Source organism: Arthrobacter sp. 10N418 (assembly GCF_056394725.1).
Genome location: NZ_JBFTIK010000003.1, coordinates 218,187 through 239,328, shown reverse-complemented (window position 1 = coordinate 239,328; position 21,142 = coordinate 218,187). Strand labels below are relative to the sequence as shown.

The 21,142-nt window shown below is 66.8% G+C and carries 25 protein-coding genes; 9 read left to right on the top strand and 16 right to left on the bottom strand.

Features of this window, described 5'->3' with window-relative positions; translation table 11 throughout:
- Nucleotides 1-79: 79 nt before the first annotated feature.
- The 4 genes from AC1DCZ_RS03855 to AC1DCZ_RS03840 all read right to left on the bottom strand — a co-directional run bounded on the left by AC1DCZ_RS03855 (nucleotide 80) and on the right by AC1DCZ_RS03840 (nucleotide 3,056).
- Nucleotides 80-793: a TetR/AcrR family transcriptional regulator gene (locus AC1DCZ_RS03855; RefSeq protein WP_476973434.1), complete on the bottom strand. Its 714-nt coding sequence runs from the start codon at nucleotides 791-793 to the stop codon at nucleotides 80-82.
- An 84-nt stretch (nucleotides 794-877) separates the two neighbouring features.
- Nucleotides 878-1,354: an NUDIX hydrolase gene (locus AC1DCZ_RS03850; RefSeq protein ID WP_476973433.1), complete on the bottom strand. Its 477-nt coding sequence runs from the start codon at nucleotides 1,352-1,354 to the stop codon at nucleotides 878-880.
- Nucleotides 1,355-1,430: 76 nt separating this feature from the next.
- Nucleotides 1,431-1,832 carry a DUF7793 family protein gene (locus AC1DCZ_RS03845; protein WP_476973432.1) on the bottom strand — a complete coding sequence of 134 codons (402 nt, stop codon included), beginning with the start codon at nucleotides 1,830-1,832 and terminating at the stop codon, nucleotides 1,431-1,433.
- Between the two features lie 456 nt (nucleotides 1,833-2,288).
- Entirely contained in the window at nucleotides 2,289-3,056 is a 768-nt protein-coding gene (locus tag AC1DCZ_RS03840) for an SDR family NAD(P)-dependent oxidoreductase (RefSeq protein WP_476973431.1), read from the bottom strand.
- Nucleotides 3,057-3,201: 145 nt separating this feature from the next.
- Between AC1DCZ_RS03840 and AC1DCZ_RS03835 the strand changes: the two genes are divergently transcribed.
- The gene (locus AC1DCZ_RS03835; protein ID WP_476973430.1) at nucleotides 3,202-3,900 is read left to right on the top strand and encodes a DUF998 domain-containing protein; all 699 of its coding nucleotides are present in this window, start codon (nucleotides 3,202-3,204) and stop codon (nucleotides 3,898-3,900) included.
- A 192-nt stretch (nucleotides 3,901-4,092) separates the two neighbouring features.
- Nucleotides 4,093-4,413, top strand: a complete 321-nt coding sequence (locus tag AC1DCZ_RS03830) for a GYD domain-containing protein (protein WP_476973429.1) — start codon at nucleotides 4,093-4,095, stop codon at nucleotides 4,411-4,413.
- A gap of 38 nt (nucleotides 4,414-4,451) precedes the next feature.
- Here the strand turns inward: AC1DCZ_RS03830 and AC1DCZ_RS03825 are convergent, their stop codons facing one another.
- Complete coding sequence (locus AC1DCZ_RS03825; protein ID WP_476973428.1) at nucleotides 4,452-5,153, bottom strand: maleylpyruvate isomerase family mycothiol-dependent enzyme; 702 nt, start codon at nucleotides 5,151-5,153, stop codon at nucleotides 4,452-4,454.
- A 1-nt stretch (nucleotide 5,154) separates the two neighbouring features.
- Entirely contained in the window at nucleotides 5,155-5,304 is a 150-nt protein-coding gene (locus tag AC1DCZ_RS03820; protein WP_476973427.1) for a hypothetical protein, read from the bottom strand.
- Between the two features lie 262 nt (nucleotides 5,305-5,566).
- Between AC1DCZ_RS03820 and AC1DCZ_RS03815 the strand changes: the two genes are divergently transcribed.
- The 3 genes from AC1DCZ_RS03815 to AC1DCZ_RS03805 all read left to right on the top strand — a co-directional run bounded on the left by AC1DCZ_RS03815 (nucleotide 5,567) and on the right by AC1DCZ_RS03805 (nucleotide 8,778).
- Nucleotides 5,567-5,848 carry a DUF3311 domain-containing protein gene (locus AC1DCZ_RS03815; RefSeq protein ID WP_476973426.1) on the top strand — a complete coding sequence of 94 codons (282 nt, stop codon included), beginning with the start codon at nucleotides 5,567-5,569 and terminating at the stop codon, nucleotides 5,846-5,848.
- A complete protein-coding gene (gene mctP, locus AC1DCZ_RS03810) occupies nucleotides 5,845-7,539 on the top strand; it encodes a monocarboxylate uptake permease MctP (RefSeq protein ID WP_476973425.1) in 1,695 nt (564 codons plus the stop codon). Before AC1DCZ_RS03815 ends, mctP begins: the two co-directional genes overlap by 4 nt.
- Before the next feature lie 225 nt (nucleotides 7,540-7,764).
- The gene (locus AC1DCZ_RS03805) at nucleotides 7,765-8,778 is read left to right on the top strand and encodes an isopenicillin N synthase family dioxygenase (RefSeq protein WP_476973424.1); all 1,014 of its coding nucleotides are present in this window, start codon (nucleotides 7,765-7,767) and stop codon (nucleotides 8,776-8,778) included.
- Between the two features lie 10 nt (nucleotides 8,779-8,788).
- Here the strand turns inward: AC1DCZ_RS03805 and AC1DCZ_RS03800 are convergent, their stop codons facing one another.
- Genes AC1DCZ_RS03800 through AC1DCZ_RS03790 form a run of 3 tightly spaced genes read right to left on the bottom strand, consistent with a single transcriptional unit; the run spans nucleotide 8,789 to nucleotide 11,219 of the window.
- Nucleotides 8,789-9,589, bottom strand: coding sequence for a potassium channel family protein (locus AC1DCZ_RS03800; protein WP_476973423.1), 801 nt, complete (start codon nucleotides 9,587-9,589; stop codon nucleotides 8,789-8,791).
- Nucleotides 9,590-9,598: 9 nt separating this feature from the next.
- Nucleotides 9,599-10,609 carry a class I SAM-dependent methyltransferase gene (locus tag AC1DCZ_RS03795; RefSeq protein ID WP_476973422.1) on the bottom strand — a complete coding sequence of 337 codons (1,011 nt, stop codon included), beginning with the start codon at nucleotides 10,607-10,609 and terminating at the stop codon, nucleotides 9,599-9,601.
- Nucleotides 10,610-10,631: 22 nt separating this feature from the next.
- The gene (locus tag AC1DCZ_RS03790) at nucleotides 10,632-11,219 is read right to left on the bottom strand and encodes a hypothetical protein (protein ID WP_476973421.1); all 588 of its coding nucleotides are present in this window, start codon (nucleotides 11,217-11,219) and stop codon (nucleotides 10,632-10,634) included.
- Nucleotides 11,220-11,367: 148 nt separating this feature from the next.
- On the opposite strand from AC1DCZ_RS03790, the gene AC1DCZ_RS03785 reads away from it, so the two are divergent.
- Both AC1DCZ_RS03785 and AC1DCZ_RS03780 read left to right on the top strand, forming a co-directional pair.
- The gene (locus AC1DCZ_RS03785; protein ID WP_476896202.1) at nucleotides 11,368-11,571 is read left to right on the top strand and encodes a hypothetical protein; all 204 of its coding nucleotides are present in this window, start codon (nucleotides 11,368-11,370) and stop codon (nucleotides 11,569-11,571) included.
- Nucleotides 11,572-11,734: 163 nt separating this feature from the next.
- Nucleotides 11,735-12,901: a cytochrome P450 gene (locus tag AC1DCZ_RS03780; RefSeq protein ID WP_476973420.1), complete on the top strand. Its 1,167-nt coding sequence runs from the start codon at nucleotides 11,735-11,737 to the stop codon at nucleotides 12,899-12,901.
- Between the two features lie 61 nt (nucleotides 12,902-12,962).
- Here the strand turns inward: AC1DCZ_RS03780 and AC1DCZ_RS03775 are convergent, their stop codons facing one another.
- The 3 genes from AC1DCZ_RS03775 to AC1DCZ_RS03765 are packed head-to-tail and all read right to left on the bottom strand — an operon-like array spanning nucleotide 12,963 to nucleotide 14,412.
- The gene (locus tag AC1DCZ_RS03775) at nucleotides 12,963-13,493 is read right to left on the bottom strand and encodes an alpha/beta fold hydrolase (protein WP_476973419.1); all 531 of its coding nucleotides are present in this window, start codon (nucleotides 13,491-13,493) and stop codon (nucleotides 12,963-12,965) included.
- Nucleotides 13,484-13,783 carry an alpha/beta fold hydrolase gene (locus tag AC1DCZ_RS03770; protein ID WP_476973418.1) on the bottom strand — a complete coding sequence of 100 codons (300 nt, stop codon included), beginning with the start codon at nucleotides 13,781-13,783 and terminating at the stop codon, nucleotides 13,484-13,486. Before AC1DCZ_RS03770 ends, AC1DCZ_RS03775 begins: the two co-directional genes overlap by 10 nt.
- Nucleotides 13,780-14,412, bottom strand: coding sequence for a cysteine dioxygenase family protein (locus AC1DCZ_RS03765; RefSeq protein WP_476973417.1), 633 nt, complete (start codon nucleotides 14,410-14,412; stop codon nucleotides 13,780-13,782). The genes AC1DCZ_RS03770 and AC1DCZ_RS03765 overlap by 4 nt, the downstream gene beginning before the upstream one ends.
- Nucleotides 14,413-14,484: 72 nt before the next feature.
- On the opposite strand from AC1DCZ_RS03765, the gene pdxR reads away from it, so the two are divergent.
- Nucleotides 14,485-15,882: a MocR-like pyridoxine biosynthesis transcription factor PdxR gene (gene pdxR / locus AC1DCZ_RS03760; RefSeq protein ID WP_476973416.1), complete on the top strand. Its 1,398-nt coding sequence runs from the start codon at nucleotides 14,485-14,487 to the stop codon at nucleotides 15,880-15,882.
- Nucleotides 15,883-15,996: 114 nt separating this feature from the next.
- On the opposite strand, the gene AC1DCZ_RS03755 is transcribed toward pdxR, so the two are convergent.
- Both AC1DCZ_RS03755 and AC1DCZ_RS03750 read right to left on the bottom strand, forming a co-directional pair.
- A complete protein-coding gene (locus AC1DCZ_RS03755; protein ID WP_476973415.1) occupies nucleotides 15,997-17,262 on the bottom strand; it encodes an APC family permease in 1,266 nt (421 codons plus the stop codon).
- Between the two features lie 130 nt (nucleotides 17,263-17,392).
- Complete coding sequence (locus AC1DCZ_RS03750; protein ID WP_476973414.1) at nucleotides 17,393-18,289, bottom strand: amidohydrolase family protein; 897 nt, start codon at nucleotides 18,287-18,289, stop codon at nucleotides 17,393-17,395.
- 119 nt (nucleotides 18,290-18,408) lie between these two features.
- Here AC1DCZ_RS03750 and AC1DCZ_RS03745 point away from each other — a divergent pair, with 119 nt between their 5' ends.
- A complete protein-coding gene (locus AC1DCZ_RS03745) occupies nucleotides 18,409-19,344 on the top strand; it encodes an aminoglycoside phosphotransferase family protein (protein ID WP_476973413.1) in 936 nt (311 codons plus the stop codon).
- Between the two features lie 461 nt (nucleotides 19,345-19,805).
- On the opposite strand, the gene AC1DCZ_RS03740 is transcribed toward AC1DCZ_RS03745, so the two are convergent.
- A complete protein-coding gene (locus AC1DCZ_RS03740) occupies nucleotides 19,806-20,849 on the bottom strand; it encodes an NAD(P)-dependent alcohol dehydrogenase (RefSeq protein ID WP_476973412.1) in 1,044 nt (347 codons plus the stop codon).
- 55 nt (nucleotides 20,850-20,904) lie between these two features.
- Nucleotides 20,905-21,048, bottom strand: coding sequence for a hypothetical protein (locus tag AC1DCZ_RS03735; protein ID WP_476973411.1), 144 nt, complete (start codon nucleotides 21,046-21,048; stop codon nucleotides 20,905-20,907).
- Between the last annotated feature and the right edge of the window lie 94 nt (nucleotides 21,049-21,142).

Genomic DNA, 21,142 nt, shown 5'->3' with positions numbered 1-21,142 from the left:
CACCACATCGACTAAGGATGCAGTGAATCGCGGTTCCACGTCAAGGAACTCAGTGTCAAAACTGGTCCGTGTCGGCGATTTAGGGCAGGGCGTCGCGGACTGCCCTCAGAATGGCGTCCTTGTCTGCGCCGGCGGTAAGTACGGTCACGACGACGGCCGGGGACGCGGACGCGGAGGCGATCGGCCCAATCAACGCCGGCCGGAAGATCTCGGAGAGGACGCGGAGTTCGTCCGCGAGGGCCGCGGCCCTCTCCCGGTCAGACTTAGTTTCTTCTCCCTGGACATCCTGGGTTGAGCGGAGCCACCGCCGGAGGAAGGCGTTGTGCACGGCGACTGCGGCCGCGGCGAAAGACACGGCCTTGTATTCACGATGCTCACCGTCGGGCAGTTTATCCAGCAGGTGCAGGAGGAAGGCGCGCTCATACCGGTGGGAGGTGACCAGCTCCCGGTCCCGGAGGGCCGGCACGGCCTGCATCAGCTCATACCGGGCGCGCGACGTTTCCCTGTTCCGCAAATGGTGGTTGAACACAAGCAGCGCCGCGTCCTCGATTGCTGCGAGTGGTTCCTGCATCGTTTCCGCCAGACGGTCGGTCACCTGCGCCAGGATCCGCTCGTGGTCAGCGAAGACGACATCCTCTTTGGACCCGAACTTCCGAAAGAAGGTGCTGCGGCTCATGCCCGCGCCATCCGCCAGTTCGTCAACGGACGTGGAGTCATAGCCCTGCCGCGCCAACAGCCTGATGGCGACGGCCGCGGGCCCGTCGGCAGTGTGGGATGCGGGATGGGAGCTCATGGGCCGAAATCTAGCACAACCACTGGAGCCTCTCCCGATCCCGGCGCGGCTCGCACGGGAGGTCCCATCCGTCGTGCTGCAACGTCATGCGCGGCGGGTCCCGAGGAGCTGGATGAGCCCGTCGAGGATTGGCAGTTGACCACCTACGAGCTTGGTCCGGGCTCCGGGCACTGTAGTCCATGCTGCGTTGTCGACCTCAGGGTAGTTCCGCACAGTGCCGGATCCCTTAGGCCATTCGAGTGGGAAGGTGTTGCTCACGATGCGATCCGGGTCAAAGTCCGATTCGGCCGTGAAAACCGTGATGAGCTTGCCTGAGGGTTGCCGGAAGGAGCCCAAATGGAGGTAGTCGATGGAGGGTGCGGGGGTGCCCATCTCCTCGGCGAACTCGCGCTTTGCTGCCGCCAGCGGGTCCTCGTCGCTGAGGAACTCGCCCTTGGGGATGGACCAGGCGCGGGCATCCTTGTGGGCCCAGAATGGTCCGCCCATATGGGCTATCCAAACCTCCAGCTCCGATGTTGCGCTCCACCGGTAGAGCAGGATGCCTGCGCTCAGAACCGTCATTTGTCCTCCACGTCCCTAGGTTATCCATGCGCGCGGCGAACGGGCGGAAAGCAGGCGCTGATCGCGCCGGGGAACCTCAGCCTTGCGCGGGGACTTCGCCGGTCGGGCTCGGATCGGGGAGCTGGTCCAACCACGTCACGGCGTCGAGCGCAGACGTGAAGAAGCGTTGGGGGCAGTTTCGCTCGCGTTGGAGCGCCGCCGCGACGACGCGATCAACGACCGTGCTTCCGACGAGGGCGACGGCGGCGACGAAGCGCGCCTCCAGAAGGACGCACCGGGCCCCTGCGCTCATTACCACGTCAGTGATTTCGACCAGCAGGCGTCGCGGTCGGCCGCCGCTCATCCTCTGTACTGCCAGGACGGCGGAGGTCGCGTCGTCCGCTTCAACACTCGAACCGGGCGTCCACGTCAGGTGCAGTGTCCCGCCCGGGCCCGCTGCCAAAGTCGCCTTACCGCCCGCGAGCGTGATTTCCCCCACTTGTGCCTCCGGTTTGAGGATAGTCCGGCCTGGCGGGGAATTTTGACTTGTCTCAAATACTGGACGCGATCCGGGTCCGGGGGAGTGGGGTTGCCGGAAGGTTACTGAAAGCCTGGGGCCGCCGCCGGGCTGCGGAATGGGAGAGGGGCCGTCTCGGACCAATTCCGGGACGCATTGAGGCCGCAACCCAGGCTGCTGCATTGGCGCGCAGCCACCTCCCAGTCGGGCTGGGCGGCACCCGGAGAACGCGCGTCCTTCCAAATGGGAATCACTCTGGAACCACACTCCGGGCACGGAGGCTCCATGTGCGCGCGTCTTTGCGCTTTGTGCATGATTCCCCCAAAGAAAATTAATGCTCCCCGTTGTGCGGCTAACGTATCAATATATCCAGCGAATGTACAAACATCGGGTGCCTGCGGATGCGATGACGGCCGTCCGGGCGGTGACAGGCGCGGCTCAGGAGAGCGGGATGCCGGTGAGCTCCGCGAGCCGGTTCAGGAGCCGGTCCTGGAAGCCGGGGTCGAGGGCGACAGGTGCGGGCCTTTTCTGTTTCCGGTGGTACCAGTACCCGCCGCTGACCAGCGCGGCCGGATCGTTGCTGGTGGCAAGCCATGTTTGCGTCAGGTGCCCCATTTCCAGATCGTCCGGAGCGCCGGGGCCACCCATTTTCGTGGGGACCCAGCCCGGATCCACGGCATTGCTGAGCACCGCCGGCCAGCGGCTCGCGACCGCGAGGGCCAACGCCGCGACGTACAGCTTGCTCTCGGCGTAGGCCTCGCCGGCATTCCACCGCCGCTCGGTCCAGTCGAGGTCGTGCAGTGAGCCGCTGCTTCCGCGGTGCGTTCCGCTGCTGAGGTAAATGAGGCGGGAGGGCCGTTCAATGAGTGCCGTGAGCACGTAGGGCGCCAGGGTGTTCACGGCGAGCGTCCGCGCGTGGCCCTCGGGTGTCGCAGCCCGTTCCGGCTCCAGATAGGTGCCGGCGTTGTGGATGACAGCATCCATCCTCCCGATGCTGTTCACGTGGTCGGCCAGCGCTTCGGTTCCAACCGCGCTGCTGAGATCCCCGACGACGACGCCTGCTGCCCGTGCGGCGAGATCGGCGACGGCAGCGGCACGCTCGGGTGTTCGGACGTGCAGGACGACCTCGTGGCCCTCGTCCAGGAGGGTGCGCGCCGCAGCGCGGCCGAGCCCGTCGGCGGATCCGGTGATGAAGATGCGTGCCACGGGATGTCCCTTCGCCAGTTCGGTCGGTATGTGGAGGATACGCCCTGCGGCGGGGCAGCTTTGGCCGGCGTCGTGGGCGCGGCTGTCAACGGCGGCCGCCAGTGGGCGCCGGTGAGCTGTTGCGGGAGTGGATAGGCTTCACTATGTGAGCTTCCGCCCATTCCCCGGCCATGCGGTGGCCCGACGACGGCGCGTCGAACTGGCCGCGGTGGCGGGCAGGATCGGAGCGGTCTTCTTCGTCTCTGTCTTCACCGTTCTTGGCTGGCTGGACTCCGGCTACTCTCCGACGCGCATGTTCGTCAGCGAACTGTCCCTCGGCCCCCAGGGCTGGGTCCAGATTCTCAACTTCGTGCTGACCGGCGCCTTGGTGGTGGCGTTCGGCCGGGGCCTCGCCGCCCACTTCAGCAGCGGCGCGGCTTCCCGGGCCGGCCCCGTGCTTGTGCAGGGCATCGGAGTGAGCCTGATCGCGTCCGGACCATTCATCACCGACCCGTCGGCGATGTTCGACCAAACCACGACGCATGGCCTTGTGCACGGTATTTTCGGCGCTATCGTCTTCACGTTTGCGCCCATCAGCTGCTTCGTTTTCTATCGGCGTTTCCGCAGGGACCCCGGGTGGCGCTCGCTGGCGGGGTGGACACTATTCAGCGGCGTCCTGCTCACGGTCGGGATCGGCGTCCTCAAAATCAGCCAGCAGCCCTCGGGCGGGCTGTTCGAGTGGAAGGGCCTCGTGCAACGCGCCCTCCTCGTCACGTTCATGGCATGGATTTTTGCGGTCGCCTCCCGCCTGCGCCGCTGCTGTCGGGAGCCGGAGCGCGGCCCCGGCGCGCCGCCGCCGTCCTAGCGTGGAAGTTCCGCGTGCGGCAGCGTATCCGGTGGCGCGGGGGTCGACGTGAATCTCATTGTCAGGGCCACGAGCACGGCCTAGGATGTGCATGGCCACACTTCGGGGACCAGCTCCGGGACCTTCCTTCGATGGGTGTTCGGCACACCTTCGCATACCCCCGTCCCGGACATTACGGGACAGGAAAAAACCATGACCAAGTATCTGTTCGAAGCGAACTATGTGGGCGATGGAATAAAGGGCCTCATGCGCGAGGGCGGCACCAAGCGCCGTGATGCGGTCGTCGAAGCCCTCAAGTCCGTTGGAGGCTCGCTCGAATGTTTCTACTTCGCGTTCGGGGACACCGATGTCCTGGGGGTGTTCGAGATCCCGGAGCAAGCCGGGGCCGCCGCACTCTCCCTCATGATCAATTCGACGGGCGCCGTAGACCTGCGGTTGAAACCCCTCATGACGCCCGGCGACCTCGACGACGCAGCCAGGAAGACACCCTCCTACCGGGCGCCCGGACAATAGGGCACGGTTGCTGCGGACAAATCGGGCATGGGCCTGGCTCAAGGCGTCAGCGGCCCCTGAAGGACGCGCAGGGCAAGGCCGGTGTCACCTTCGATGAAGGCCGTCCCTGCGAGATCGGAGCGGCCCCAAAGACCGAGGTACATGCCGCGCGCGGGGGCGGTAATCGATGCGGCGGCGGCACCCTGGCCGAGTGTCCAGCTCCCGCCCCCGGGCACGCGGAAGATCACGGCCTGTTCCGGGCGGCGCATCCGCTCCAGACGCAGCTGGCGCGGGGCGAACATTGCCAGGACCTCATCGATTCCGTCGAGCAGGAAGTCCGCACCGAGAGCAGGGACCTCGGATTCTGACGCCTGGCAGGCGTCGGCGAGGTGGATGGCGTGTTCGTGCGCCTGGCGCCGGAGCCAGAACCCGGCCATGCGCGGGGGCGGTCCAAAGTTCCAGCACCGTGCTTCGGGATCCAGTGCCGTCATCGTCCCGAGGAAGGCCTCAGCACCTTCGAGGAACCATGCCGCGGCGCCCCCGGGCGGCGGCGCTGGTTCCTCGACGAACGTCCCGCGACTAACCACACCGGCCGCCCACCGTTCGATCGAACCGAGGTGCCCGAACAGCTGGTCGAGGGTCCAGCCCGGACAGGCCGGAACAGATCGTGCCAGTATTTCGCGGGGCACGACTGCCAGCACTTTCAGGCGCGCAAGGCTGCTGGCCAGCTCGGCACGGTAGGCATCGGGTAGTAGCCGCATCCTAAAGACCCGGCACCGGCGGATCGAGGAGAGCTGAGGCGTCATCGGGGACGGCGACGAGCGTCGGCTCGACGGGGTCCTCTCCCATCGCGACGAGCAGCTCATTGATCGAGATCTGGCCCGTCAGTTCGCCCTCCGGTCCCATGCACATACCAAAACGATAGGCGATCCAGCCCGCGCCACTGCGCTGGAACACGGCCCGGCCGGTCAACTGTCCGGCGGCGTTAGCGTTCTCCGGCGCTTATGCCGTGGTCCGGTCCGCCCAAGATCCGGCGGCTCCGGCACGGCCCTGTCGCATAGCACGCCCACTGTCTATTCTGGTCATGGATCGGTGCAACGTACGGTCCGCAGGCCGCCGGCACGTCCGGGAAAACCCTTCCTGCTCCGGGGGCCGTCTCGATGAGGAGGCGTCGATGTCCAGCCCCGATGTGCCAACGCGCGGGCCTGCCAGATCCGGCCCGTACATTATTGCCGGAATCCTGCTCGCTATCGCCATTCTGGTTCCCCTGATTGTCCCTGCGTATTCGGTCGATAAGCCGCGCTTGGCCGGGATCCCGTTCTTCTACTGGTACCAGATGCTGTGGGTTCCGATAACGGCAGGCCTGGTCGGCATCTCGTACGGCCTGGTCACAAGGGAGGACCGCCGCCGCCGCGAAGCCGTGCGGGGTACGCGCAACGGGGATGAGGAGCCATGACCGCGGCCACCGTCCCTCTGGCCGCGCCGGACCGGCCCGTCAACGGCGTCGCACTGACGATCGTGATCATCCTCTTCGTTCTCGTGGCCGTCGTAGGTTTCCTCGCAGCCCGGTGGCGCTCGGGGGAGCGGAGCGGGCTGCACAGCCTTGATGAGTGGGGCCTCGGCGGCCGGGGGTTTGGAACCTGGGTGACCTGGTTCCTGCTCGGCGGCGACCTCTACACGGCCTACACGTTCGTGGCCGTGCCGGCGGCAATGTGGGCCACCGGCGCCGTCAGCGGCTTCTTCGCGGTGCCGTACACGATCGTGCTGTACCCCATTGTGTTCTTGCTCATGAGCCGGCTGTGGTCCGTCTCCCACCGGCATGGATTCGTCACGCCGGCGGACTTCGTGGGCGGCCGGTACGGCAGCAGGGCCCTGACGCTCGCCGTCGCCGTCACCGGCATCGTCGCGACCATGCCCTACATCGCGCTGCAGCTGGTCGGCATCAAGGCGGTCCTCACAGTGCTGGGCCTCGGCAGTGCAGAGAACGCATTGCTCACAGACCTGCCGCTGATCATCGCGTTTGTGGTGCTGGCGGCCTACACCTACACCTCCGGCCTGCGCGCTCCGGCCCTGATCGCCGTCGTCAAGGATCTGCTGATCTATCTGGCAGTCATCGTCGCGGTGATTTATCTGCCGATCAAGTTCGGCGGCTGGGACAACATCTTCAATGCGGCCCAGGCAAAGCTGGACGCGGTCAGCCCGGCTACCGGCAAGCCCACCGGGGCCTTCATCCCGGGCGCGGCCAGCTACTCGGCTTACTGGACGCTGGCGCTTGGCTCGGCCCTCGCGCTGTTCATGTATCCGCACTCGATCACGGGCGTCCTGGCTACCAAGAGCCGGAACACGATCCGCAAGAACGCCGCGGTGCTGCCGCTGTACTCGCTGATGCTAGGGTTCCTGGCGCTGCTGGGCTACGTTGCCATCTCGGCCGGTACCAAGCCCATCGACTTGAACGGCGCGGTCAACCCTCAACTGGTGGTGCCGCAGCTGTTCCTGGACCACTTCCCGGGCTGGTTTGCCGGGGTTGCCCTGGCGGCTATCGCGATCGGTGCGCTGGTCCCGGCCGCGATCATGTCGATAGCGGCCGCGAACCTGTTCACCCGCAACGTCTACCGGGACCTGTTCCGGCCCAATGCGGACCCCCGGCAGGAAGCCAAGGTCTCCAAGATCGCCTCGCTTGTGGTGAAGTTTGGTGCGCTGATTTTCGTTATCGCGATGGACCAGTCGGCTGCCATCAACATGCAGCTCCTCGGCGGCATCTGGATCCTGCAGACTTTCCCGGCAATCGTGGCGGGGCTCTATACCAGGTGGTTCCACCGGTGGGCGCTCTTCGCGGGCTGGGCCGCCGGCATCCTGTACGGCACCATTGCGGCCTACAACGTGGTCAACCCGGCTACGAAGGCCCACTTTGGCGGGGCCATCGCGGCCATTCCCGGCACCGACGTTCAGGTCTACATCGCTGTCGTGGCGTTCGCGATCAACCTCATCGTCGCAGCCGGCCTGTCCCTGGCATTCCGGGCGATGAAGCTTCCCGACGGGCAGGACATTACCCGCAGCTCTGACTACGGCGCCGACGAGCACGACCCTAAAGTCGCCGAGCTGGCGCGCGAGTATCCTCTGGGCGAGTCCGGGGCCGCCACGCTCTGATTCCGGGGCAGGCACTCGGCAAGCCCTCACGGGGCAGGCGGCGAAGGAAGGAGGACCGCCGTCGGGGATCGTCCCGCGGTATCCGGATCCAGCCCGGGACCGCGGGCGCCCCGGCTCCGGATGTCTTATTTCGACACGTTAATCCCCAACATTATGGCCGGATCCGTAACATTGGAGCGAATACAGGCTTCGGTTTGCCAAGTTTGCTGTAAAGGACTAAAAGACGTGTCACTCGAATCATTGCCCGTCCTGGACTTCTCCCGATTGAGCGCGGGCCCGGTGGAGGCCTCCCGGTTTCGGGACGAACTGCGCAACGCCATGCATGAGGTCGGGTTCCTCTATCTGGCCGGCCATGGCGTCCCGCAGGAGCTCACGGACGCCATGCTCGAGGTCTCCCGCCGGTTCTTTGAACTGCCGGAGGAACAAAAGCTCGCGGTCGAGAATGTTTACAGCCCGCAGTTCCGCGGCTACACGCGCGTCGGCGGCGAGCTCACGGACGGGGCGGTCGACTGGCGGGAGCAGATCGACATCGGCGTCGAACGTGCCGCTGTGACGCCGGGCGACGGCATCGCGGACTATTGGCGCCTGGAGGGGCCCAACTTGTGGCCGGACGCCCTGCCCGAAATGCGGGAGATTGTCTCTGAGTGGACCGAGCGGCTGAGTGATATCTCCCTCGCTCTGCTGCGGGCGCTTGCCGTGTCCCTTGGAGCGCCCGAGGACACCTTCGACGCCGCGTTTGCAGCACGGGCTTTCCCCCTGCTCAAAATTGTGCGTTATCCGGGGGAGTCCAACCCGGAACCCAAACAGGGTGTCGGGTCCCACCGCGACGGCGGCGTGCTGACGCTCCTCCTCGTCGAACCCGGCAAGGGCGGACTCCAGGTCGAGTACCAGGGGAAGTGGATTGACGCGCCCCAAGTGCCCGGAACATTCGTGGTCAACATCGGCGAGATGCTCGAGCTGGCCACGAACGGCTACCTCAAGGCGACTCTGCACCGGGTGATCTCGCCCCTCCGCGGGACCGACAGGATTTCTCTTCCGTTCTTCTACAACCCGGCGCTGGACGCGACCATGCCACAGCTAGCGGTGAGTCCGGAGTTTCAGGTCAAAGCCCGCGGACTGTCGGTTGACCCGAGCAACAGCCCGATCCTGGAGACCTACGGGGACAATGCCCTCCGCTACCGGCTCCGGGCCCACCCCAACGTTGTCGCAGCCCACCACGCGGATCTCGTGAAGAGCTGACGCCCGTCCGCTAAGTCCGACGGTCCGGCTCTCCGTCTGTGTGGGGGCAGCCATTCTGGCAAGAGCCTGGCCGCGGGAGATTTGCCGTGGACCGCTGCTGGCCGGCAAGTTGGGCGGTGAGGAGGTCGATCTGTTGCGCGAGCCGGGCAACCTCTGTTCGGAGTGGCTCCTCGCTGGCTTCGACGTCCGCTGCCGTTTCAAGTGCGACGTTCTCCACCAGCCACGATGCGACGGCGGCCGTAACGACCCCCAGCACGGCAATCCCGCCGATCATCAGACCCCCGGCCACGAGGCGCCCCATCGGGGTCACCGGAAAGTGGTCTCCGTATCCGACGGTTGTAATGGTGGTCATCGCCCACCAGACGGCGTCGCCGAAGTTGGTGATGTTGGAGCCTTCGGCGTTCTCCTCCACGTCGAGCACGGCCAGGGCGCCCGCGTAGATGAGGAGTGTTGCGGCAGCAAGGACGTAGGTAATGATCCGCCCGCGTAGTGCGTTGCCGCCGGTGCGGTGCAGGATCCGTAGCAGGGTGACAAGACGCAGGAGCCGCAACGGCCGCAGGGCAGGGAGCATGAGGACGAGGAGTTCGTGGAGGTTCCGGATGAACCATCGTCCTCGCTGCGGTGCCAGGTAGAGATTGGCCGCGTAGTCCACGGCGAAGGCCGCCCATGTGATCCAGATGGTGACCTCGATCGCGTCAGCCTGGGTGGACTTCAGGTTTGCGATCACCTGGATGGAATAGGCCGTCAGGAACAAAACCGCGGCCGCGAGCATGGGCCATTCGGAGTACTTACGCCAGATCGCTTGATTCATGCTCCAAGGCTAGGGGACGGCATTGTTCTGCTCGCCCACCGTGGCCGCAACGAATCCCGCCGGGGCCTGCCTCCGTCGGGTCTCTGTTCCGAAATTCCGGTGTTCTTCAAGCGTCAGGCCGAAGGCTGCGACGAAATCCGCGGCTCGCTGCCGGGCCGGGGGAGCGTTGTCGAGCCCGAAGGTGAGCGGCTCGCCCACGAATTTCGTCGTCGCCCGGGCATAGCGCATGTACGGCGACCGGGACGCCATGGTCCCGGCGGAGAAGTAGTCAAAGGCAACGACGCTGCCGGGGGCCGTCCCTGCGATCCGCCGCAACGTTTCCTCGACGGACGCGCGGTCCAGGTACATGGTCACCGCTTCCCAGAGGAAGAACGCGGGCCGGGCCGCGTCGTATCCTGCCGCCGCAAGCTTCTCAAACCAGTCCTCCGCCTGGAAGTCGGCGGGCACGTAGGTGGCCAGGTCAGTTGCGAGGCCCGCGCTCTTCAGCATCTCGAGTTTGAAGGCCTGGGTTCGGGGCTGGTCAATCTCGAAGCACTTCACGTGCACGTCCGGTGAGAGGCGGTAGACGCGGGTGTCGAACCCGGCGCCGAGGATGACCAGCTGGTCGATGCCGGGGAGGTGGCGGCGGAGGGCGGCATCGTAGAGGCTTGTCCGTGCGGTCTGCTGGTGGCGCATCGGGGGCTCGCCCCCATAGGGATAGCGGTAGATCCGCGGAACATAGCCGCTCAGGAGATGTCCCACGATCGTCGGGGCGGTCTCCAGCCCGAAGGCTGCACGGGAAACGTTGGGCATGACCATCATGAGCCGTGCGGCGGGCTCATCAGGTCTGGTTCCCAGCCTGTGCTGCATGTAGCGGGTGTAGAGCGATGCGAGCAGGGTCGCCGAAATCCCAGTCCGGTGGCTGTAGAGGAGCAGCTTGGGCACTCCCCAGAGGTAACCGGCCGTCCCGACCGGGAGGAGGGCCAATTGGAACACGCGAAACAAGGACGCCTGCGCGATTCCCCGGATCCCCCGCATCATTTGCCGCATCCTGGCTCAGCCCCTATCCCGCACCGACGGCCGGGAGTGAGGCCCGGTTCCTGATTCGGGACTCACCGAAATCCACGCCCAGACGTCCAATCTCCCGGATTCCACGGTCTCTGGACTTGGGGCGGCCCACGGCGATGTGCGGTATCCAATGGGGGTACCTGAAACCAAGGGCCCGCGAACTGAGTATGAAGTCGTCGATATTATCCACGAGGAGCTCGTCCAGCAGTTCGTGCAGCGCCTTCACGAGGGAGACCTGATAGTCCCGCACGTGCCCGGGTACCTCAACTTCGAGTCCGGACACGCTGCCGCCGCCGAGGACGACCAGTCTGTCGCTGCTCCCGGAAAAGCTTCCCAGCACCGGAAGCGCCTGCAGCCAGTCCACCGTCCTGCCGGCAGCGGCTGCGGCGGTGGTGATGTCCTTCGTCCACTCCGCCACATCCTGGCAGAATTCGTCCAGGATGCCGATGTGCAGCAGGGTCAGGTGCAGCCCCTGGCGGCTGCGCAGCGCGTCGACGTAGCTGCCCAGGTCCTCGTAGTCCGCAGGGCCGGTCCCGATTTTGAGTACAGGCACCTCCACCGTGATGCGCGCAAGTGTTTGCATCCGGACCCCCTGTTATCCGCACGGCGTTACCCACGCTGGCCGTCGGCTCTCGGGGCAATTATCCTCCTGTGATGGAGGCTCCCGCGAATGACTCATCGGACACTGCGCGCAAGGAGTAGGGTTTGCCTCAACCGACGAAGGGGTCCCAATGAGCTACAAGTATCGAACCGTCCGGGTACGCGGCACGGAGCTGATCGGAACCATCGCGCGTAAACACGGGAGCGCGGCCGAGATCTACGAAACCTCGAAGGACCCGAGCACGTCGGTGGTTCCGGTGTTCTTCCCGGAAACGGGCGAGGTCCGGTTCTTCGACAGGTCAATGTTGGAGGACGTCGTAACTCCGGCCGGATAGGGTTCTTTGTTTTGGGTACCGCGGGGCGGATGCGGGCGGACGGGAATACCATGGTGCTGCTGGGTACTTAAGGGGGATCCGCGCGGGCCGCTTGCCCGTCGCCCCCGACGGCTTGTCCGTCAACAGGACGGACAGGTCTCCCGACTGATCAGGAGGACCAGCCATGACGGACGTCTCCGCATTTGAGCAGCAGCTGAATCCGTTTCCCCACTACGAAGCCATGCGGCGAGACCAGCCCGTCTTCCAGGACCAGCAGTCCGGGGTCTGGCATGTCTTCCTCTACGACGACGTGCACCGGGTCCTCGCCGAGCACGCCACATTTTCCTCCCGGATGGGAGGGGATAACCCGTCGGAGACAGGCCAGCTCTTCGCGGCCAGCCTGATCAACACCGATCCGCCGCGTCATCGCCAGCTGCGTTCCCTGGTGACGCAGGCGTTCACACCCCGCGCGGTGGAGGCCCTCGGCCCGCGCATCTCGGAAATCACCGATGAGCTACTGGGCCCGGCGGCTGCCGGCGGAACCATGGACCTCATCAAGGAACTGGCGTATCCGTTGCCGGTGATCGTCATCGCGGAGCTCATGGGCATTCCCGCAGCGGACCGGGACCGGTTTAAACAGTGGTCCGACCTCATCGTCAGCCAGGCGCAGCATTCGGACGACGGGTCCGGACCCGGCGCGGACCATCGGGACATGACCGAATATTTCCTGGGCATGATCGAGGAGCGCAGGCGCCGGCCCGGCAACGATCTGATCAGCAAGCTGCTGGAAGCGGAGATCGACGGCCAGCATCTGAGTGTCATCGAACTTCTCGGGTTCTGTGCCCTGCTGCTTGTCGCCGGCAACGAAACGACGACAAACCTGATCGGCAATGCGGTGCTGTGCTTTAGCGAAAACCCCGGCACGGTCGAGCGGCTCAGCGCCGATCCGGCGCTGCTCCCGGATGCCATTGAAGAAGTGCTCCGTTACCTTTCCCCGGTCCAGTCCATGTACCGCGTTGCCGCCGTTGATGCGACACTGGGCGGTCACCGCATTCCAGCCGGCTCGCCCTTGGTTGCCTGGATCGGGTCGGCGAACCGTGATGGCCTGCAGTTCCCGGATCCGGACGTGTTCGACGTCGGGCGCGCACCCAACCGCCACCTCGCGTTCGGTCAGGGCATCCACTTTTGCCTCGGAGCGCCGCTTGCCCGGCTCGAGGCCAGGATCGCGCTGCAGGCCGTGATCTCGCGCCTCCCGGGACTCGCGGTGGCGCCCGATACGCCCCTGGAACGGGTCGGCAGCACCATCATCTACGGTCTCAAAGAGCTCCCTGTCGTCTGGCAGCCTGCCTGAGGAATGGCGGAATCCCGCTCAAGTGCGTTCCGCCGGAGGCCCGGACGTGGCGCGGCCCGGGCTAAGAATCCCTGCTCCCGGGGCTCATCCGCACTGTCGCTGCGTGGAAGTCTGCGATGGCGCGGGCAAGGTCGTCGGGTGCCCTGAGGTTGGCGGAGTGGCCCTGCCCGCGCAGCACGTGCCTCTCAGTGCGGGGCACGGTCCGGGCCAGGACCTCCAGCCGTCGGCCCAGATGGGCCGGGCTCTTGTCACCGCCGACCAGGAGGACGGGCGCCTGGATTTCCTTGTACAGGTCAAGCCGCAGGCCGAGCTGTTCCAAGGCGGCGTTGTCGTCCATCTGCCGCGGCGCGAGGCGGCGCATCCTGGGGCTGGCGCCGACAAACATGCGGATGAGTCCGGCCTGCCAGGCCGGGAGCCCGACCATGTCGCGGGTGAAAATCTGCATGGCCTTCCCGGGTCTGCCGGCGGCGATGGCCGCCTGGGCGCTGAGCAGGGCGGCCCCGCCGACCGGGCCATCGGTCCTCAGCGGGGGCTCGTACAGGACGCCTCCAATGAACGACGACGGAAGCGCCGCCAGTGCTTCTAGTGCCACCACCGCCCCGGACGAGTGCCCCACAATGAGCATGGGACCCCGACCGTTTCGGCCAGGGCCTTGATGTCGGCGACCTCCTCGGCGATCGACGCCGGGGCACCTGTCGTGATGTCCAGCCGGTACTGGCGGCGCAGCACAGTCAGGACCCGGAACTGTCCCGCGAGGGCGGCGGCAACCTTCTGCCAGGAACTGCCGTCATCCATGCCCGGATGGACGACCAGGATGGCCGGTCCCTGGCCCGAGTCAAGAGCGCGCACCTCGGTGCCGTCAGCGGAAATCGTTGTGATCACGGGGATGCCTCCAAGGAATGCCGGGCGATAGCTGTGGAGAAGTGCCGCGGCGCGGTCACCCGGCGTGGAGAAAGGGGTAGATCGTAGGTGCACCGGATGCTGTTGCCGATGCGGTTGATGTCGGTGCCGTAAATGTGGAGCGATATGCCCAGCCCGGCTCCCGAATTGGTCACGCGATGGATGTCACCCGGCGGGGCGAATCCGGCAACAGCGCCGGCGTCATCGGTCCGGGTTCCCGTCAGTTCGAGGAACCGGCCCGCCCCGGCCAGGCGAAATCTCTCCTCGCGCTCCTGTCCCGCCACTACGCCCACTACGCACCAGGACGTGTGATCGTGGATGCTCGTCGCGTAACCCGGGCGTGTGACCAGGGCGACCACGGAAAAGGAGCCGTCCGGCTCCACATGCAGTACCTGCCCGCGATCGGCGCCGTGCCGTGCGCCGGCGGGCACTGCAAGCAATACCTCCCTGGCGGACGGGAGAATGGGCCTCACCGCCGCGGCGACCGTTTCGGCGACGCACTGCCAGTCGCCCGGGGAACGCGTGTCCGCCCTGACAGCGGCGTAAAGATCTTCCAGACCCGGTATGGGCGCCGCCCGGCGGGCACCGTCGGGCACTGCAACTGGCTTCATTTTTGGGTCCTTTCCACTTTCCGTTGCTGAAAGGCTAGGCCGCAGGGTGGCCCACGTGTAAGGTCCGATTCCATGGCAGTTGACTGGTCCGGTTCATCGCCGTCGTTCCTGCTGGGACTTGACCGCGGCAAGCGGGGGACGCTCGGAGTCCAGCTGCAGGAGGCGCTGCGGGCCGCAATCCGGTCAGGGCGCCTCACCCCCGGCGAGCGGCTGCCCTCGACCCGGAGCATGTCCGAGGAGTTGGGCGTCTCCCGGGGCCTCGTCCAGGCAAGCTATGAGCAGCTGGAAGCCGAAGGCTACCTTCTGGCCCGCGGAGGTTCGGCGACCCGCGTCGCGTTTACCCCGGGACCGGGTGTCGTCGAAGCTGGAACGCCGCCGCTGGCAGCCGTCATGGCGATCGATTTTGCCCCGGGCAGGCCCGACCTCCGCAGTTTCCCGATGCGCGACTGGATGTGGGCCTGCGGCGAAGTGGCCCGGTCGGCGTCGGCCGCCGACGCGGGCTATGCCGACCCGCGAGGGCTGGTCCAGCTCCGCGAGGTCGTTGCGTCGTACGTCCGGCGCGTGCGGGGCGGCGTCGCCGGAGCAGCCAACGTCGTGGTCTGCAGCGGGTTCACGCAGGGCCTGAGCCTCACGCTCGCCGTTCTGGCGCGGCGCGGCGTGCGGTGCGTCGCCGTCGAGGACCCTGGCCATTTGGAGATGGCGGAGCTGGTCAGGCGTGCCGGCCTGCGGCCGGTGTTCGTGCCGGTTGACGCGGAGGGGCTGGTGGTCGATGCCCTCAGCGCCACCGGCGCCACAGCCGTGATCGTCACCCCCGCGCACCAGACCCCGACGGGTGTTGTCCTGGCGCCCTCACGACGGCAGGCGCTGCTGAAATGGGCGATGGACTGCGAAGGGATCGTCATCGAGGACGACTACGATTCCGAGTTCCGGTACGACAAGAAGCCCGTCGGTTCGCTCCAGGGGCTGGCTGCGGACCGGGTGGTCAGTATCGGCTCGGTGAGCAAGTCACTGGCACCTGCCCTGCGGCTCGGCTGGGTTATCGCTCCCGGGGGCCTGGTCGCGGAAATAGCCCGGGAAAAATACCGGGCCGACCGCGGGTCGCCCGGCCTCGACCAGCTGATTCTCTCCCGCCTGATGGCATCCGGCCGGTTCGACCGCCATCTGCGGCGCATGCGCGGCGTCTACGCCGGCCGGCGGGCCGCATTGGTCGAAGCCCTGGCCGTTCACGCACCCGGAACTTCGTTGACCGGGCTGGCCGCCGGTTTCCACGCCGTGGCAGGGCTCCCGCCCGGCACGGACGAGGACGCGGTCGTGGCGGCAGCCGCGGAGCGGTCCGTCGGTCTGCAGGGCCTGGCCCGTTACCGGTCGTGTCGACTCGGCGGGCCGCCGGGGATCGTGCTCGGCTTCGGCGACCTCCGCGAGGAGTCGATCAGAAGCGGAATAGCCGCCATTGCCGACCTCTTGCGTTGAGGCCTTCGCCGCAAAACGGCCTGTCAACGCGCTCCGTTGACACCGCCTGGGGCCCTGCTGACTGGGCTTCACCTGGCCAAGCCCAGGCGAGGGAAGGCTTCGCTGTCCCGAAGGTCAGGGCTTCTGTGTTCCCGGCAGGCGCCGGCGCACGCCCCGGTACAGGACGCCGGCGGCGAACATGGCCAGGCCCGCGATCACGGACCCCGCCGGCAAGGTGGCCACCAGGACCACGCAGGCCGCCGCGCCGGCGATGTGCAGCGCTTTCGGGTAGCGGCGGTGTTCCCCCGTCTGGGTGAACGCGGCAAGGTTGGCGACGAGGTAGTAGATCAGCACGCCGAAGGAAGAGAAGCCGATGGCGCCCCGGAGATCGGCCACGCTGATGATAAGGCAGACCACAGCGGCCAGGACCGCCTCGGCCCGGTGGGGGACGTTGAAGCGCGGATGGACGGCGGCCAGCCAGCGGGGCAGATCAGCCTCCCGCGCCATCGCCAGGCTGGTCCGGCCCAATCCCGCGATCAGCGCCAGGAGCGCTCCCAGTGAGGCCAGAGCAGCGCCGGCCCTGACGATGGGGGCAGCCCACTCCCACGGACCGGCGGATACGGCGGCCGCCAGCGGAGCCGGGGTCCCTGCGACGCCGTCCGGGCCCAGGACGGCGAGGATGCTCACGGCAATGACGGCGTAGACAGCGATGGCAATGCCCAGCGCGATCACGATGGCCCGCGGAATGGTTCTGCGGGGATTGATGACCTCTTCGCCCATGGTGGCGATGCGCGCGTAGCCGGCGAAGGCGAAGAAAAGCAGTCCGGCGGACTGAAGGATCCCGTACCACCCGTGGGAGAGCACTCCGCCGTCGATCAGCCGCAGGGGGTCGGCGGCGCCGGGGCCCCAGCAGGCTGCGACGGCGATGGCCAGGGCCGCCAGGACAGCGACGACGATGACCCGCGTCAGGGCGGCGGTGCGCGTGACGCCCCGGTAGTTGACTGCGGCCAACAGGATTACGGCGGCGATCGCGACCGGACGCTCCCAGCCGGGAGGCGCTGCGTAGGCGGCAAAGGTCAGGGCCATGGCGGCGCTGCTGGCCGTCTTGCCGATGACGAAGCCCCACCCGGCCAGGAAGCCGGGCCATGGCCCGAGCCGCTCGCGTCCGTATACGTAGGTGCCCCCGGACGTCGGGTATTGGGCGGCGAGCTGGGCCGAGGCCGTGGCGTTGCAGAACGCGACGGCGGCGGCCACCAGCAGGCCGACGAGCAGTCCGGACCCGGCGGCCTGGGCGGCGGGGGTGAACGCGGCGAAGACCCCCGCGCCGACCATGGAGCCGAGGCCGATGACGACCGCATCGAAAGTGTTCAGCCTGCGGGCCAGGACGGGGTGGTTGCTCAACGCACAAAGACCTTTCGGACGGAAGCCGGCATCCGCACTGCGGGCCGCAGTCCTCAACTCTACCGAGCGCGATCCCCGGGCCCGGGCCCGGGCCCGGGCCCGAGCCTGAGCCCGCGAGCGCGGATGGGCCCTAGTCTCCGACCAGCCTGTTCCCGTTGTCCCAACAGACAGCACGCAGCCAGTCATCGTCGAGCCGGGGCTCTTTGTCCCGCAGGCGTTCAAGGGCCTCCAGCTGGTGGGCGTAGGGGTAGGGGATGTTGGGGAAGTCGCTCCCCAGTACGACCTTCTCCTGCAGGTCTGCCAGCCGCGGCAGGAGGTCTGAAGGGAACGGGTCACCTGCCTCGAAGAAGTCCGTGAAAGCCATGGTGGTGTCCAGATGGACCCGCGGGTACGCCTCTGCAAGGCTGAGGAACTCGGCGTATTCGGGCGCACCGAGATGGGCGACGACGGCGGTCAGCCCGGGGTGGCGTCGGAGGACGCCCTCAAGCTTGTCGGGTCCGGTGAAACCGGCCCGCGGAACAGGGCCGCTGCCCACGTGCACGACCACCGGGACCTCAGCGTCGGTCAACAACCCCCATACAGGGTCCAGTGCGGGCTCGCGGAGGTCAAACCCGCCCACCTGGGCGTGGACCTTGAAGACCCGCGCGCCGCGTGCGAGGGCCGACCGGACCTGGCCCAGGACACCGTCCTCGGGGTAGAAGGTCGCGCTCGGAACACAGTCCGCCTCAGTGGCTGCCAGATCCAGGGCGAAGTCTGTGAGGTCCGCCGCCATGCCCGGCCGGTGGGCGTACGTCAACGCGGTGAACCGGCGGATGCCGAGCCTGCGCACGTGCGCCAACCTGCGGTCCTGGTCCCAGCGGTAGGTGATCGGCCAGGGGCGCCCGATCAGCGGACCGGCGTCGTCAAAGTGCGCCCACACCCGCCGCATCATGCGGTCCGGCAGGAAATGCGTGTGGATGTCGATCAGTCCCGGCAATCCGAGTTGCTCCCACCAGGCCGGCACATCCGTATCCGCAAGAGGTGTCAACCAGGTCTCCTTCCACAGCGCGTGCAGACCCAGTGTGCCACCAGGCGGCCAGTGTCCCGGCACGAGATCTGACGGTGACATGTTCGCATGGGTGGCACCGCAACGCCTAGCATCGCTACATGAGACAGGTTGCGATGCCCATTGCTGCCCGCGACCGGCTTCTCGACCGGTTCGGCCCCGCGGCCGCGGAATGGATCGACGGTTTCGGAGCGATCGTGGCAGAACTCTGCCTGAAATGGGGACTGGACGCCCGCACTGTCCGCGCGGGTGGAACTGGCGCCGTTGTGGAGTGCGTGTCGAGTGCGGATGAAACGCGGTACGCCCTCAAGCTCTCACCCGACCGTGCGATCACGGAGCAGGAGTCGGCCGCGCTGACGTACTGGGCGGCCGCTCCCGGGGTCGTCGACCTGGTGGACGCGGACGCTGCCCGCAGCGCGATCTTGCTCGAGTGGCTACCCGACACCGCTGGGCTGACCGTTGAGACAGGAGGAATCACGGAGGTCTCCGGTCTCATCAAGGACCTCTACGCAGCGCGCCAAACGCCGCTACCTGATGTTCCCCCCGCTGCAGAGCGCGTGGAGTTCGTGTTCGAGTTGTGGGAGCGCCGCCGACGCGCTCTCCCGGACCCGCCGATCGACGATGCACTCTGGCGTCGATGCCGCGCGGCTGCGATGGATATGGCAAGGCGCGGTAATTCACTTCTTCACGGTGATCTTCACGCCGGCAACATTCTGCGGGCCGGCGGCGGCCGCGGGATTGTCGCCATCGACCCACGCCCGTGCATCGGCGATCCGGCGATGGACCTCACCGACCTGGCCATGGCCGGAGCGACCAGCCCAGCGGCCGTCTGGAGCCGGTGCCGTCAACTCGCTGATACTGCCGAGCCAATCGACGCCGACCGGCTATGGCGCTGGTGCTGCAACTTCGCGCCGCTGATGGCCGTGTCACTCGCCCGCCGGGCCGCGAGGACCGAGGACATCATCCTCATGCGCAACCTCGCTGCTCATTCCGGTCGATGGGGGCAGGAGCTTCCCCTCCCACCCCAGAGTCGCTAGGCTTCGCGGAAACTGCGTATCCACCCGCGGGTTGTCGCGTTGCCCATGGCCTCCTGAGGGTCCCGCTGCTGCTCAGGAAAGGACTTCCCATGCCGGATTCCAGCGTCGAAGGGACCGCACGCTCGTGCATCCAGGCCGTTGGCTCCCACAATATGGGCGTCCTTGAAAACCTGATCAGCGGGATCTCGTAGCCACCTTCGCCGGCGCGACTCAGACCTCGCAGCCTACCTCTCCGGCCGTGAACGCTGCGATGCGCGGGCGCGGTGGCAAGAACTCCACCCCGCATACCAGGAGCTTGCCGCACATCTTACCTAGCACGTCTGCAGCCCTGCCGCCGCACGCGGCCTGCCGAACTGCACCCCCGAAAGCAGATTCTCAAAGTCGCATCCGGCTTTCGAGGGTGCCGTTCAGCCGGCAGGGCCTCTGGGACGCACCCGGCCTGTGGCCGGGTGCCGCGCTGGTTAGTTCAGGGTCGACGTGTCGATCACGAAGCGGTAGCGCACATCCGAGGCGAGGACACGTTCGTAGGCCTCGTTGATCTTGCTGGCCGGAATGACCTCGATCTCGGCGCCGAGGTGGTGTTCGGCGCAGAAGTCGAGCATTTCCTGGGTTTCACGGATGCCGCCGATCATCGAACCGGCGAAGGAACGGCGTCCCGCGATGAGCGCGAAAGCGTTCACGGGGAGCGGTTCGGCCGGTGCGCCGACGTTGACCAAAGCGCCGTCGAGCGTCAGCAGTTGCAGGTACGAGCTGATGTCGATCGAGGCGCTGACCGTGTTCACGATCAGGTCGAAAGTGCCGGCGAGGTCCGTGAAGGTGTTCTCATCGCTCGTGGCGTAGTAGTGGTCCGCGCCGAGGCGCAGGCCGTCTTCCTGCTTTTTGAGCGACTGGGACAGCACGGTAACCTCCGCGCCCATGGCGTGGGCGATCTTGACGGCCATGTGGCCGAGTCCGCCCAGTCCGACGACGGCGACCTTCTTGCCGGGACCGGCATTCCAGTGGCGCAGCGGCGAGTAGGTGGTGATGCCGGCGCACAGCAGCGGGGCCGCGACGTCCAGATCGATGCCCTCAGGGATCCGGACCACGAAGTCTTCGGTGACGACGACGTGGGTGGAGTAGCCGCCCTGGGTGGTGGTGCCGTCGCGGTCGACTGCGCCGTAGGTGCCGGTGTTGCCCTTGAGGCAGTACTGCTCCTCGCCGGCCTGACAGTTGACGCACTCGCCGCAGGAGTTCACCATGCAGCCGACGCCGACGCGGTCACCGACAGCATGCTTGGTGACGGCCGAACCGACCTCAGTGACGATCCCGGCAATCTCGTGGCCGGGGGCGAGGGGATAGGACTGCGGTCCCCAGTCGCCGCGGACCGTGTGGATGTCCGAGTGGCAGATGCCGGCGAACTTGATGTCGATCAGGACGTCGTGCGGGCCGACATCGCGGCGCTGGATGGTCGTCGCGACCAGATCCTCAGTAGCGGACGGGGCAGCGTAAGCGTTAACGGTAAGCATTCTTCTCCAGTAATGGTCGATTGAGTAGTTAGGGTCGTTGGGGAGAGGGTCAGTTTCAAAGGCGGACAACGAGCTTGCGGGCCGCCCTGGCGCGGCGGCCAGCCGGGACGTCGTCGAGGGCCACCATCGGGTCAAACACCGTGCCGGGCTGGATTGTTCCGCTGCGGATGTCCGGCATGAGTTCTACGGGGTGGTCCATGTTGCCTCAGTCCAAGTAAAGAGGGGCAAAGTCGATGGCGGGAGACCCTGTCGATACAGGTAACGGCAGGGCCTCCCACGGACGTGCCGGGGCT